Raw genomic sequence first — 14,664 nt, forward strand, 5'->3', positions numbered from 1 at the left:
CCCGCGCTTTCAGGGCACAGCAATGCTCATTGGTGTCAACTTAACGTGAAACTGCACGTCCACCAGGAATTGAAATTCCTGGCTCATAGCAGAAGTTATCTAAAGATAACTAAATATCCCGAAAAATCTTGAGTCTACTTCAGTAGACTTTAGTTATTAGGCGGGAACTTCAGTTTCCGACGGGTACTCAAGCCAAGCCAGAAGCCATTTCTAGCTGAAGTTGACACCAATGAGCAATGTTCCCTACGAAAGATATGGTTTTTCAAGCCCCACATGCTTTGTATTTGGCGTCAATGCGTAAGTCCTAATGAAATTGGTTTTGTTTAAATGTAAAATACATAGGGGCGCACAGCTAACTGTGCGCCCCTATTTCTGAATTCTGATTAGCGATCGCATACCCGCCTGATCGCTGCTTGTTGATTTTACTGAGAATCCTTCTAATCTTTAGTCTCCCTTAGGCCACATCAGCCTGTGTAGTTTCAGAATTATCACACTGCAACTGTTGTGGACTCTCTTGTACCTGAATTGCTGTTGCATCTAAATTAGGTTTTGGTAGATACTTCATTTCCCAGACTTTCAGCAAAATCAGGTATTCGTAAAATGCCTGTAATGTACACCAAGCCGTTCCGGCACGTCCGTCTAAACAGCCGCCTAAGATAAAATACATATATACAAACCGTAGCAATGGTCTAGCGGGTAAACGTAAAGACAAATCTTTCAGGGCGCGGCGTCTTTCGACTTCCGATTTGCCAAAGAATAAATTTCGCCAGCTGACATTCCCTTCTTCTAATTGATACACTGTTTCTTGCGCTTCATCCGTGGAATAACGGTTATGCTTTTCAATCCAACGGCTCAAGCCTTTGCTACAAGTGTAGTGAGGGTATGTTTCTTTTAAAAAGCCAGTTGCACCGTCACAAACTTCGCGCTCAGTATGTCCGTAGTCTGTGAACCACACTTTACCGTGGCAAAAGAGGCGCATTTGGTAGCGGGGATACTGTGTACTGTAGCGAATCCAATGATTCATGAACATGACTCGTTCAGCCACGTAGTAACCAATATAATCTTGATTCTGACTTGCCTTTTCGCATTCCGCGAACAATTCTGGTGTCATGCGCTCATCAGCTTCGAGAATGTAAACCCATTCGTGCTTCGGCGGGATAGACTCTAACATCCAGGTGCGTTGGCGTCCGTGGCTTTCAAAAGCGTGTTGGACGACGCGGATGGGATAGCGACTGGCGATTTCTACAGTGCGATCGCTACTGCATGAGTCTACAACAATGATGTCATCCGATAGCATCGCCGATTCGATACAAGCAGAAATATCTAGCTCTTCGTTATATGTAAGTATGTAAATTGAAAACATTACCCAGGTTTTATAGTTAAAAGTTAAAAGCGCGATTAATCCCGTCTGTACAGGTTAGAGACGCGATTAATCGCGTCTCTTGGCTCCTTATCTCCCTACTCCTTTAGTGATTAGCGTGCGGTAGCTCTAGGTTTACCACCTTGTACAGCACCCATACCTCTTAAACCTGTCCAGCCGATGATCATGTAACCAATGGACAACAACAAACTGCTAATACTAATCCGCAGTCCAGACTTCCAGGCGGCATCTTTAGCTTGTTTCTCAGCATCTTCTCTGCGCTCACGAACTTGGCTCACTTGTTGAGTTCGCACCGTCTGAATATCTGTTTGTTGTTCTACAGCTTTGTCAAGTACTTGCGGATCTGTTTTAGCCTTCTTCAGTAACTCTTTGATATTTGGGGGAATTTGAGAGCTTTCAAGTGCTTGCTTATATCTTTGCTCATCTTTGAGTATTTCACTAAACTGAGCTTTGGTTTGGTTTCGCAGTTGTTCTAGTTGAGCTTTTCCTTGCTCAGTATTCAGTTGTGCTTGCAATTGCGATAACCGACTGTTCAGTTGATTTTCTGCCTGATCTGCTTCTTGGGTGATTCGGTTGAGTGTTTGAGTCTTAGCTTGATTCACGTTGTTAAGGTGCAGGGGAAAAATCAGCAAGAACATCAACCCTAGAATACTTGACACGATCAAGACGGGAAATCTTAAATCAATAGCCTGGGGGCGATCACTTGCTGCATCAGTATTATCAATCCAATACCCAGCAAATAGAAGCCCCAAGCCTACCAGAGGAACAATTCCCCGATCAACTAGTGCTGTTGCTAAATTGATTTGCCATACCCGATCAGTCGGTTGGAAGGGTAACAATAGAATCAAAAAGTCAACGAAAAAGGACAAAACACAGATTATTCCAACTACTTTGAGTGTCAGGGCAGTGTTTACGGAAGCAGAACGATTAACCATATTTTTTCAAACTTGCAGTGAATACGAGTGATTTTCATATTTCAAGTTACTTGAATATTGTGCCCATGACCTTGACTGTTGTACAGAAACACAAAGCAGATTCTATATTGATCAAGGCTGTCTGCCTCTTGGTTTTCAACTAGGCCACAGTAACATTTGTTATGTACAGTGTCTTCAGGAAATTCTTAGTGTTTTAAGATACTAAGCTAGCCTGCTTCTGTAGAATAAACAAATTAATTCCCTCATTTCGTCATCTCCTCTGCAATAACTTGTTCCCAAATCGGCAAATCCTCCGGTCGGTCAATATCAGCCAAAGGCGGCAAGTTCACCTGTGATAAACTTAGTTTCTGGGCAATATCCACCGTTTTTTGGAATACTTCAGCAGTTCCCCACTCGATGTTAACGAATAACTCTGGGATGGGTTGCCGCAAACCAATTAAGTAATATCCACCATCGATCGCAGGGCCAATTACTACGTCAAAGGCGTGTAATTTCTCAAAAGCGATCGCTAGAATCTGGGTATTTACTCCGGGACAATCTGTACCGATGATAATTACTTTTTCTGCACCAGATTGAAAAGCATCGAAAAGCGATCGCACCATCCGCGAACCTAAATCCCCTTCACCTTGAGACTGATAAACCAAACCCAGTCCTAACCAATCTTCCATGAGTTGCAAATCGCCACCTGCAAACCGCACTTCCACAGATATAGCAACTGCCTTTTGCAATTCTTGAACCTGAAATATTGTATGTTCAGTCATTTCTCGTTGAAGATTAGCAGCGCCAACAGATCCCAAAGTAGGTATCAATCGGGTTTTTGTCTTCCCTGGTTCTGGATAGCGAGTAAAAATAATCAAGTGCTGTTTTGAGTTTGCTGGGAAGTTCAGCACGCAATACCTTTTTCAATAAACTAAAAATATATTAATAGCAATACTTGCCGTCATTGGTTGTAGTATGCTCCTTTGCCGTTCGCATTGCCCCTAAAATCGTTGAAATAATAACACAACGTTTAGCTTTACCACCAGACTTACTGGATAGCGTGATCCTTCCTAACTCACTAAGGCTTTTAGCGTTACCTTTGTAGTCAAATTGAACTTGTTGTACAGTACTGAGTGACGGGTTTAAGTTTGTCTCAGAATCTAAGCGCACATTGGAATTTAGATTATTCCAGTTAGCGTTAGATGAGTTTACTGTATCAGGATGAACCGCCCATTGAACGATACCGTCTTGTTCCCGAAAACTGGCTTTCCAAGTCAATTTATCTTTTATGGCTTGCCTTTGGGCTTGGCGCATCGCAGAATAAACCTCGTTTTGGGCAGTGTTGAGGCGTTGAGTGTTCACAAAAGATAGCCAGTTAGGTATTCCCACTGTAGCTAATATACCAATTAATAAAACAACTACTAACATCTCTGGTAAAGTAAAACCACTGCTAGAATGCTTATTCAATAGATTTTTTGCATTAACTAGAGATCGTAAATGCATCTGGGTATTCATATTTGTTTTCTGGTCGGTTTTAAGCTACCAAGATGTTGAGCAATGTTTCAGGTTCTTGGCTTCTTACTTCACGCCGCTTAGTAATACTGTAGTACAAGGTGGGCAAGGTAAGAATTATGATAATTTTCAATAACACTTTTAAGGTGAAATTGATATTCTGAAGTCTTGAAGGGTCGTTAAGAAAATACTTCCACAGAAATCTACCAGATGCTAAACATTTTTTTTGATTAAACGGCTTTTGTAGAGCTTTACAGGTCAGGTACTTGTATAAATTTGCTAGACTTATATTCCAACTATTCTTAAGTGTCCTTTGGGTAGCGTCTCCTAGAGAAGTTCTTTCCTTGTACGCTTTTTCAAGCACTTGCAAGCAGGATTTTTCCTGCCTGACAAGATTGCAAGAAACAGAATTAGAACTTATACGATATAAGATTTGTACAGATGGTACACATATAAAATCAAACTTAGAGGCTAATCGCAGCCACATATCCCAATCTTGAGCAGCAGTTAGAGATTCATCAAAGCCACCTAATGTAATTAAAGCTTTTCTACAAATTAAGGGATTGGAACCATTCTCTAGAAAGTTACTTAGTAACAAATTTTCATAAATATTTCCATTTACATTAATGCGCTTACCTGAAAGTATGAATTTACTATTTGCATTAATATAATCAGTCCAGCTGTAAGCAACTTTTGCAGTGACGTTTTCTTGCAGAGAATTTAACTGAGACTGAAGTTTATCAGGTGTCCAAAGATCATCTGCATCTAAAAAACTAACAAATTCTCCAACTGCATGGTGTAGCCCACGGTTACGACTAACGTTTCCGCCAGCATTGGGATAGGAAAATACTTTTATTCGTGAGTCTTGAATTTGTGTAATAACATCTAAAGTTGAGTCTTGTGAACCATCATTTATAATGATTAACTCAAAAATAGTAAAAGTTTGATTTAAAACAGATTTAATTGTTTCTTTAATAGTTTTTTCGCTATTATAAGCTGGTATAATAACAGAAACTACTGTTGCATCTAAAGTTGAATTAGTCATTTTGTGTTATTGCCTTTTTAAAAATTTTGTCTAACTTCCATCTCAAAGAATAAAAGGGACTCATCATGCTAGCCCAGTAAAAATTAATTTCAAAAAGTGCGATTAAATTACTTTTGAATTGACCTCTATATTTAATCAGATGCTGTAATACTCGGCGTAAATTTCCCAAGATAGTTTTAATCAAAAGTATTGGTTTTTGCCAATTTTTGGCATTTATCAAGCGTAGCTGGAAAATACAAAGACCACAACCACGCGCCAACACTAATAAGTAATCTTTTTCTAGCCGCCAATGTGGAATTTTATGATCGATGTGCATAGCGGGATTGTACCAGATTTCCCAACCTGCTTTATGTAGGTATAAGAGAGCTTCTGTATCATCCCCGCTAACCATTAATTTACTCAGTCTACCCTTAAAAACTAACTCTTCAGGAACGCTTTCGCACCAAGCTTTTTTACGGACGACTAGCGCCGCGCCTGGAGGAAGTCTTAAATTATCTGCATCAAATAAATATGGTTCTAGTCCGTGTTCCCTAATGGCTAGAAAGGCTTGAATTCTATTAAAATTTTCTGGGGGACTGACTTCAAAATCACCGTGAATTTGACCACTCCAAGCACCAGCTTGTGGATGCTCTTTACCAAAATTATAAGATTGTGAGACCCAATCATTTGCTGGTAGATTATCATCATCTACAAATGCAATAAACTCTCCTCTGGCTTCACTTATAGCCCGTATTCTTGCAAAGGCTATTCCTTGTTTTTTCTCTAAAAAACACTTTAAAGAAATATTCTGGCTATAGCTTTTTTGATAATACTCAATTACCTCATTTGTGTTATCATTACTGTTGTTATCAATAATAATAATTTCCCAGTCTAGCTTTTCTATTCCTGTCTGTTTGAGTAGCAAATCTAAAACTTGAGGTAAACGTTTTGCCCCATTGTATGTAGGAATTGCTACAGTAAAATCTAGTTTTTCAATTACTTCATTCATGTAAATATTTAATTGTATTTTTTACTTAAATAGCCGTTTTTCCAAAGATAAAAAGGACTAACTAAACTACTTAGGAACAGTTGCATTTCACAAGCTGCAACTAAATCAGTTTTCAAGATATTCCGGTATTTTAGTAAATGCAAAGTAATTTTACGTAGGTCATTTATCATATACGCTAAAAGAGCAACTGGTTTATATACCTGTTTTACATTTACCATTCTAGTTACATAACGGCTAAGTCCAATACCTCGAAAAAATGGAATTAAATAGTCTTTTTGTAACCGGGAACTTGGTATCTTGTGATTAATCTCCATCTCTGGGTTATACCAAATTTCCCACCCTGATTTTTGAATGTAAGACAACATTTCTAAGTCTTCACTGGTAAGCATATTGCCTTTAACTCTGCCAGTTAAAATAGGTTTATTTGGCACACTTTCTAGCCAAGCTTGTTTGCGAACAACAAGTCCGGCAGAAGGAGGTAGCAATTTTTTGGCTGCCTCATATAATAGTGGTAAATTACCTCGCTCTGTAATTGCCAAGAAGGGAGCAATTCGCTGAAAGTTTTCTGGTGGTTCTACTTCCCAGTCAGGGTGAATTTGACTGCCATAAGCTCCCGCTTTCGGGTACTTTTCACCAAAAGTATAAGCTGCGGCTACCCAATTTGATGTTGGGTAGTTGTCATCATCTAGAAAACCTATTAATTCACCTTTAGCTTCTGTAACTGCTCTTTTTCGGGCATAAGCTGCTCCCTGTTGTGCTTCAAAGCAATACTTTAAAGGGTAAGGACACTGCCAATTTTTTTGATAGGCTTGAACAACTTTAGCTGTGTTATCAGTGCTGTTGTTGTCTATAACTATAATTTCCCAAGAGAAATTTTCTGTGTAAAGTTGGTTTTGTAGTCGCTCTAGGAGTTCAGGCAAACGACTTTCACCGTTATAAGTTGGAATAGCTACAGTAAAGTCAAGGTTTTCAGTCATTTGACAAAAGTTACATTTTGATATCTAGTCAGCCAATAGCTAGTTGGTTACTAACTATTAAAGAAATCTATAAAATAATAAAACTGCACTCTATGCTTCAATTTTGCTATGAATGTGCAGTTTTATGTTCAGTATTATTTCGTATTTTTATAAATTTATACTATGAATTACTTAATCGCATTGGGGGGAGTCTTTCGCTGTGAGCATTGAGCCTAAGAGAGTTTTTATAATCACGCATCGCTTTACGCTACTAGCCAATGCAGGATTTGCAGAGCTTGGTACAGCTACCACTATTTTTAACCCCGGTGGTTCTGTACCTGCTGCCACCGTTCCAAAGTTATTTGGCAGAGTCAGAGTTCCCATATAGTCAAAGGTAATTTTTGCTGATGCACTTAAAGGATAGGATACAGGAGAATTAGTAGTAGTATTGGCAATGTTTTCACCACTGAGATTTCCGCCTAGCAAAAATTTATCAGAATTGGCTCCCACGTCAGCCCCTAAAGATTTCCATCTCCATGTGTCGATCGCATAATCGGTAGGATAAATAGCAACCTCTTGAGTTGTGCTATTTATCCTAAAGCTAACACTGTATCTAAGTTTTTTGTTTTTAGCTTCGCGCTGTGCTTCTTGCAGTGCAGCGAAAACAGCGTCGTTAACCTTACTTACCCGTTGCCGATTTACAAAGGCAGCCCAACCAGGAGCTGCGATCGCTGCTAAAATTCCAACCATGAGCAGGACTACTAATAATTCTATCAGACTAAATCCGGCATCCTTTTGTAGGTATGCAGATTTGTAGCGAAGTCTGTTCGCCAGAGATGCCTGTTTTGGTATTTCCACTACAAATTGTTTAAGAATTTTGTTTAACCTCAATAAAGCTGCACCGTGCATACAATACCTTTGATTGATTAGCTAGAGGTTATTTACTAAATAAAAATCCGTGTCCTTGCACCCGAATGCTCGAACTTGGAAAATAAGTTTTTGTGTTAGCAGCGTAAACTAAGTTATTTTTTTGCAGACGAGCAAGTGCATTACCTCTGATATACACCTGTGCTAATACTTCGGTGGCATCGACACAAGCAAAAAATCCACTTGTTGGACCTGTTGGACTTGTTGAAGTGCTGGGTACAAGGTTTGGATTAGAGCAGCTAGGTGCAGTGGTGCTAATGTCAATGTAATCAACCAAAGTCACGACTTGATTAGTATAATTGGCTGATGCAGCCTGCCATTGATTCATCTTTTCTTTGAGCGCAGCACCAGTCTTATCTAGTGGTGGTGGATTAAATCCAGGATTACTTGTACTTCCTGTTGTATTAGCATTAGTTGCGTTCACTGGTCCTCGAAGTTGAAACCTGCCAATTCGTGCTGCTTGAGACCAAGTAGGGTTGTCCTGATTTGGATTTGTGATTAAGTAGTATGCTACCAATGAATAAGCAAAGCCATCATCTGTATCTGTAGTTATGGCACCAGTCTGAGTACTGGCGGTAATGCCAACACTGTCAGCTATAAGCTCACGTTTCCAAAAAACAAGTATTGGTGTGCAAACACTCGGACTGCTACCGCTAGTAGGGCTACAGCTAGAAGCAGATTTGACTGGTGGTATTTGGTCTTTAATTCCTGAACTACTAATAGTAGTATTTGTGATTCTGGTAACACCATCAGCATCATAGATGTAAACCGCTTGCTGTAAGTCACGAGCAATATAATCTAGTGCTGCTTGAATTTCTTGCTCAGAAGTTGCCTTGGCTTGTTCTTTGCGATCGCCATCGAGAATACTAATCATAAAGCCCATTAAAGGCGTTATGATTAGTACTGCCATCACCATAGCTACTAGCAGCTCAATCAGGGTAAAGCCGCTAATTGTCTTATTTATTCCAGAGCGTTTTAATTGAGTACTCAGGATAAATTTCAGTGAACTTATCATGCTGCGGGTTCCCTTTTATTGAGAGATATTTAACAATCAAGATTCAATTAGTGCAACCAACATCGTTCGGAGTATTAGTTGGATCTGGCCCTTTAATACGGGCGCAAAGATCACTATATTTAGGTACAGTGTCGTTGATATCTGTTATCATTTCTACCAAAGGTGCTTTGCGCTGACCTGTACCTCCGGTAAAAGTAGCTTGTGTCACTTTTTTGTAATCACCCGACTCATTGTTTCTAGAGAGAGTGGTGCTGAGAGCAAAAGCATCAGCTCTGTAAACCCGCACACCTAAAGCATATCCCTTGGTAGCATCATTACTATTGCTATTAGCTAGGTTGTAGCGAAAACCCTGTATAACCATGTCTGTAGTACTAGTGTTTTCACAGCTATTAGTACTATCAAAATCTATACAGTACAAAGATGATCCGGTTGGAACTGTGCAGTAAGAGTTTGCTGTACAAGTTAGAGTTCCCGTAGATGTGGGAGCGCTGTATGCTGTTAGGGTGGTAGTAGCACCAGTCTCTACAGGGGCTGCTATTTTCTTAGTCTTCACCGCATCAATGTATGATTTGGCAGCTTGTGTGGCTAATTCTATCCGTCGGGATTGTACACGAGTTGCCACTGACAGGGAAAGAACTGGCGCGATCGCTACTAACAAAATGGCAACCACAAGTATCGCTACCAAAGATTCAATAATCGTGAAACCCCCTTCGCTAGATCGTAGGTACGATCTAGCTGCCTGTAACCTTTTTTTCTTAGCTTGTTTCCCTATCATCATGGCAATTTACCTAATATTTCATTAAACCTAGTTATCTGGTATGGTTGGACAGCCACTTGGACGATATTCACTAGGAACTGCATTTGCATAAGTTACTGCGACTGGTGTTGCTGGTGGGACTACTGGTGCTGGTATACCTGTCTGGTTATTAGCTTCACCCGCACAGAGCAATGTTTTCACCCAGGTATCATCTCGACCAACTTCTCTAAAGAACTCATTCGGGCGACCTGTTGGAGGTACGGTGAACCTTTGGGCAAAAAGGTCTGGTTGCTCTGACAACAACCCGACATCAAACCCCCAGTTTCTAGTCGGTGCGGCGTAGACAGGTAACAAACCTGAGTCGTTCGGGGTTGGATAACTGTCTAGTTCATAGCTAAAAAGGCTGAGATTATTGGTAGGAGTTGCATTGTTTCCTGAGTTTGTTGCTCTTGCAGCGAAAAGAGGTGAAATTGGGCCTGTAGAGAAGTTACTTCGCTTCAATTGAATAAAGCTGCCACTGATTTTGGCTGTTACACCATTCCAGCTTTCCAAAAATCTTACGAAGTTTTGCAAACCTGCTGACGTTTCTGCTGATCTACTGGGGCTATTTCCTAATACAAACGTTGCATTAAATGTTGTAATGCCAGACTGGGCTTGTTGTATCCATCTATCTCTAAATTCGTCTTCTGTTGATGTGTCACCCCTGATGCCAGAGTCATTGTTTGACCTATGAATCTGCAAAACTGGGACTACGAGCGGCTGACCATCCGGATCAATAATACTATCAGCGTTCGCATCAACCTGAAGGGGATAGTAAAATAGGGAATTGCCGTTACCGTAACTTTCGTTAGCAGCTGGATTAAGAGTAGGATTGCTAGTAGAAGTTGTTGTTCTAAACCAGAGAGCGCTACTTCCTGTTTGACCGTAGTTAGTACCTGCTGTTGTTCCACCGTAAGTACATCCATTGGTATAAGTATAACTAGTAGCAGTAGTACCAGTAGCAGCAGTATCCAAAGGACAACCTATTCCCAAAGGTCTGTAAAGAAGAGGTGCAGTGGCGTTTGTAGCGACTAGTTCGTTATTGATGCGGCCTGTTACACCATTACCGTAACGCGCAAAGGCAACACGACGAGGATACCTTTGATCTGCGGACTCCAGAGCTTGTGTAGCCGTATCGCCAGCCCCAAGTCTTTGTCTAATACTCTTGCTATTAGGAGATGTTCCGAATGCTGTGTCCCAATTAGTAAGAACAGATGCAGAGTAAGTAGGAGAAAAAGCTAAGGCTTGTCCCAACTGATACCCCTTAATATCTCTTTCAATGAGTGATACAGTGTTAGCTCCTACGGTGTAATTTTGTAAGGTGGAACTTAAAGCACCATCACCGTTTATGTCAAACCCGACCGCCCAATCACTAGATTGACACTCTGAAACTGGCAACTTACGGCACATTTCCATGACGTACATAGGGTATGTATTAACTCGTCGCTGAATGGGTGTCACTCCATTCATTGTGTAAGAGCCTAAACTCGTTTTGGGATAATTATTATTCGTGCTTGACCACCAATCAGTGCTGGTAACAAAGTTATTTTCCGCAAAGCCATTTTTCAGAAGATTTGTATTAGCAGTACTAAATGGCACTCCAGTATTATTGTTCAGGTCATAATCGCCTTCACTACGCACACCATCTTTAAAGCCCACAGTTGCCGATGACCCAGAGAGCAAAGTCATGGAATCGGCAATAATCGTTGCTGGTCTCCAAAAGTCACCTTGACCTGCTGTACTGGAACAGCCTGTTCTATTTATACGACAAGCAAATTTAGTATTGGCAGTACTGCGAGCATAAAAATTAGTAGCTGGCTCTTTTTCTGTAAATTCTTCAATTTCCGCACCGCTACCTACAGTTGCTTGGTGTAAGTTGAATTGACCTTTTATGTATGCTGGTAAATTTGTTACCAGAATCAAACCCTTTTCTTTAGGATTGTAAGCATTACCACCAGTGCTACCGTTTCTTGCCAAAGTTTCCCCATTAATTAGGCGGATGCCGTTTGGTCGGCGAGTGGGGTCAAGTACAAAATCAGTCGGGCTGAGTAACTCTGAGTTAGATATACTTGCTAAATCATTTGCAACGTATGGCACACTCGCATCGCGCAAGGCATCATCCCTAGAGGCGTAAATAATGCCGCTATAAGGCAATAAATACTCGGTTGTCCCTATTGCCGTGCTAGCTAGTGAACCTAAATTAATTTCAGTTACCCGAACTTCTAAGGGTTGGCGCTGTTCTAAGTCTAAGTTGTATGTGTTTGATAGGACAATTGGTGTGGCACCTGCTGCGCTTGTTACCTTACTAATCTGCTTGGCTTCTCTGGCATCTAGAAAAGATGCTTCTTTGATGGCACCATGAGCAGGCTGATTAGCAGGAGTAGCAACAAAAGTGGTTTCATCACTCAGAATTGAAATAGCACAAAGCGCTGTGTCAATTGCTGAATAATCATTTAGCTGGAAGCCAGTACTGGGTGCGGGTACTGTAGTGCCAGTAGCAATTTTTGTTAAGGCATTTTTTAAGGGTTCATTAACCAAACGCCCATTAGGAAATATTAACTTAGCTTGTCGTTGGAGAAGAGTTTTATTAGCAGTAAAGGTACTCCTTCCAGGAAAAGCGTAAACAATGCCGTTATTAGATTTACCATTGGCAGCAACATTCCAAGCAGTGGTACCAATACTAACTTTATTCTTAGTTGAATCAAAGTTTTCGGTCGCTTCAATAGTACCGTTACCGTTAGTATCAAAGGAGTATTTATAACTAGGATCATAGTAGCTACTTACGCAAGCGATCGGTTCTTGATCGGTGCCATAGTCTACTTTGTAGTGGTAAACAGCGGTGGCTCGCATTAGTAGGTCGCCTGTTTTATTAGGCTCACCAGGGCTTGACATCGGCATTGTGTCAGGCCAAACAGGAATATCAGTAGTGTCAAGTGGCGTGGGATCTGGTGGATTTAGTAAAAAAGTCTTAGTTGGACGATCATAGGATGCGCCAATTGTTGTGCCGTCAATATCAGGATCATCAACGTAGATACCCGCACCTGTAATAATTCTTACTCCACCGACACTATCTACATCGTTGATGGGATTTGCTGCGGCATTTTCTTCCCAAAAACCATTTCGGTCTGATAGACCCAGGTCTGTAACAGCTTGTATTTGAGTATTACGCCATCTTTGCTGAACACCTGAAGTTGGTTTAGTCCAGTTAACAGCAGCACCAGCGCTAGTGGTAATTAACTGGTTAGTTTCTGAGCCAACATATTGGGTGCCTTGTAGCCATGTAGCGGGCAAGTTGTTACCTACAAAAACGCGATCGCCTAATCTGGTCTGAACGCCTTCTTTCTTTTGTAAATCTGGATATGTCGCCTCTAGCTGAGAAGTATTCAAAGTGATACCTGTTGCACTAGTAAACTGATTACTGCTGTTTAGTGGCTGTCTCCAGGTTGCTTGAGGATCTAAACTGGCACCAATAGCGGTATATGAAGTTGTTTGGTTTCCTCCTGTGGCGTCTGCTTCTTCTCCAAAAGGGACTCGACGGGTTCGATTTTGCAGATAAATTTGTATTTCGTCGTAGAGGATATTTTTGGCTGTGGTAATATCATCGCTATCCTGTACTTTAGCTGTGACGTTAGTTTTCACATCGCTTGGATAACCACTAGCGTTAACAGCAGCTTTGAGAGCACTACCAGTAGTTGTAGCTGTGGCATTGCAAACTGTGCATGAAGCGATCGCAGTAGTCTTCATCGCAGCAATACGTTTGTTGAGTGCTGCATCGTTAAATCCGATACTGCCACCGCCAGCAGAGTCAGTAGATTTTTTGGTGGCGTTAATGGAATCTGTGGAAATGTTGTTACCCGAACCTTTGTAAAGGTCAACGGTTACATCTTGAGTGCCAGTTTGAGAGAGGCTACCATTTCCTACATTGCCTCCGACAGTAATCTGCCCATTTTCTTCATTGTAGAAACAGGATGTTTTGCTGCTAACTTGCCGGAAAGTTATATTACCGCCATTGTTAATAACCGCTACTAGGAGGTTGCCATTTGTGTGAATTCTTCCATTCAGCAACAACGTTGTACTACCTACTATGACTTCTAGATCGTTCTCAAAGAAAACAGCGTTATTTGCTAGAGGAACGCGAGTGCGGTCTTGCTGAAATTCTAGCGCGACAACGCTTTTGTTTCCTTTGTATGGTTCGTATTCTGTTGCACTTAGGCTGCCTAAGTTAGTAATTGGCACGTTAACGGTATAAACAAAGAAACTTTTACCCAGATTGCCACTGTTTAACTTATACCAACTGGAGTTGCCCACTAAGCTAGCGAAACCACTTGCACCACCACTACCACAGCTTGAGTTTGAGCTACTATCCATTGGTGGAGTTCTAGCTTCTAGGGCTTTTCTTTCACGAGTAAACTCCCCTGTGCTGTTTCTAGGTGGTGTACGGAAGTAGATTCCATAGAGAGTAAAGGTGTCTTTTTTGCCGTTATTGTCTGTGTCAACGCCATATTTCCAAGCTGTTTTTAATGTTTCGTCATACTCTATTAATGTGGTGCTGATTGGATTTTGAATACCCGCAGTATTAGCAGTGCCGTCAGGATTTAAAGGAAGTTCAAAAGCCAACTTCAGGCGAGTCTCATCACCCAACCTATATTTGTCTTTTTTAATAGCATCATATAAGGCGCTATCAGAGGGAGTTCCTCGTGGTAGTGTTGGGTCTACGAGTAGTGTATCTATTTTTGCTCTAGCCCGATCAATCGCTGGGGTAGCAGCGTTAAGCACAGCCTCATTCACCCGGACATTACTGGCATTTTTAGAACGCTCAAAAGACCGAAACAAAATCGCAGTTGTTAACAGCACGACTACCAAAGTTACCATCGCCACTGTTGGCAACACAAACCCAGCATTTACTGAACCGCGTCTTTTCTTTGTGAGAAAAATAGTCCGCAGTAGCCAGGTGATTTGTTTGTTAATTGCAGATAAAAACTGCTTGCTAATTTGTTTTAAGGTTTTTTGAATTGCCTTGACTGGCTGACGTTTTCGAGACATAACTGCTTCCCTGTCAAGTGGTTTATAGTGGGTTTTTGATTTTTTATCAAAATTGGTAACTGTGCCTAGAAATTAATTTTGTAGGCA

11 protein-coding genes are annotated in these 14,664 nt (G+C 41.0%); all 11 read right to left on the reverse strand.

Annotated features, from left to right (window positions below):
• Positions 1–454 precede the first annotated feature (454 nt).
• The 11 genes from ACEW80_RS13280 to hpsA all read right to left on the reverse strand — a co-directional run bounded on the left by ACEW80_RS13280 (position 455) and on the right by hpsA (position 14,577).
• A complete protein-coding gene (locus tag ACEW80_RS13280) occupies positions 455–1,363 on the reverse strand; it encodes a glycosyltransferase family 2 protein (RefSeq protein WP_373527030.1) in 909 nt (302 codons plus the stop codon).
• Positions 1,364–1,473: 110 nt separating this feature from the next.
• The gene (locus tag ACEW80_RS13285) at positions 1,474–2,316 is read right to left on the reverse strand and encodes an HpsJ family protein (protein WP_373527031.1); all 843 of its coding nucleotides are present in this window, start codon (positions 2,314–2,316) and stop codon (positions 1,474–1,476) included.
• 242 nt (positions 2,317–2,558) lie between these two features.
• Entirely contained in the window at positions 2,559–3,206 is a 648-nt protein-coding gene (locus ACEW80_RS13290) for a TIGR04282 family arsenosugar biosynthesis glycosyltransferase (RefSeq protein ID WP_373527032.1), read from the reverse strand.
• A gap of 31 nt (positions 3,207–3,237) precedes the next feature.
• Positions 3,238–3,798: a Tfp pilus assembly protein FimT/FimU gene (locus ACEW80_RS13295; protein WP_373527033.1), complete on the reverse strand. Its 561-nt coding sequence runs from the start codon at positions 3,796–3,798 to the stop codon at positions 3,238–3,240.
• A gap of 31 nt (positions 3,799–3,829) precedes the next feature.
• Positions 3,830–4,852: a glycosyltransferase gene (locus tag ACEW80_RS13300; RefSeq protein WP_373527034.1), complete on the reverse strand. Its 1,023-nt coding sequence runs from the start codon at positions 4,850–4,852 to the stop codon at positions 3,830–3,832.
• Positions 4,845–5,840, reverse strand: a complete 996-nt coding sequence (hpsE, locus tag ACEW80_RS13305; RefSeq protein WP_373527035.1) for a hormogonium polysaccharide biosynthesis glycosyltransferase HpsE — start codon at positions 5,838–5,840, stop codon at positions 4,845–4,847. Before hpsE (ACEW80_RS13305) ends, ACEW80_RS13300 begins: the two co-directional genes overlap by 8 nt.
• An 8-nt stretch (positions 5,841–5,848) precedes the next feature.
• The gene (gene hpsE, locus ACEW80_RS13310) at positions 5,849–6,817 is read right to left on the reverse strand and encodes a hormogonium polysaccharide biosynthesis glycosyltransferase HpsE (protein WP_373527036.1); all 969 of its coding nucleotides are present in this window, start codon (positions 6,815–6,817) and stop codon (positions 5,849–5,851) included.
• Between the two features lie 171 nt (positions 6,818–6,988).
• Positions 6,989–7,705 (reverse strand): Tfp pilus assembly protein FimT/FimU, encoded by a 717-nt coding sequence (locus ACEW80_RS13315; RefSeq protein WP_373527037.1) that lies wholly within the window; start codon positions 7,703–7,705, stop codon positions 6,989–6,991.
• 28 nt (positions 7,706–7,733) lie between these two features.
• Positions 7,734–8,738, reverse strand: a complete 1,005-nt coding sequence (hpsC, locus tag ACEW80_RS13320) for a hormogonium polysaccharide secretion pseudopilin HpsC (RefSeq protein ID WP_373527038.1) — start codon at positions 8,736–8,738, stop codon at positions 7,734–7,736.
• A gap of 43 nt (positions 8,739–8,781) precedes the next feature.
• Complete coding sequence (gene hpsB, locus ACEW80_RS13325; RefSeq protein ID WP_373527039.1) at positions 8,782–9,516, reverse strand: hormogonium polysaccharide secretion pseudopilin HpsB; 735 nt, start codon at positions 9,514–9,516, stop codon at positions 8,782–8,784.
• Positions 9,517–9,543: 27 nt separating this feature from the next.
• A complete protein-coding gene (gene hpsA / locus ACEW80_RS13330) occupies positions 9,544–14,577 on the reverse strand; it encodes a hormogonium polysaccharide biosynthesis protein HpsA (protein WP_373527040.1) in 5,034 nt (1,677 codons plus the stop codon).
• Positions 14,578–14,664 lie beyond the last annotated feature (87 nt).

The sequence above is a fragment of the Nostoc sp. genome (assembly GCF_041747015.1).
Taxonomy (GTDB): Bacteria; Cyanobacteriota; Cyanobacteriia; order Cyanobacteriales; family Nostocaceae; genus Nostoc.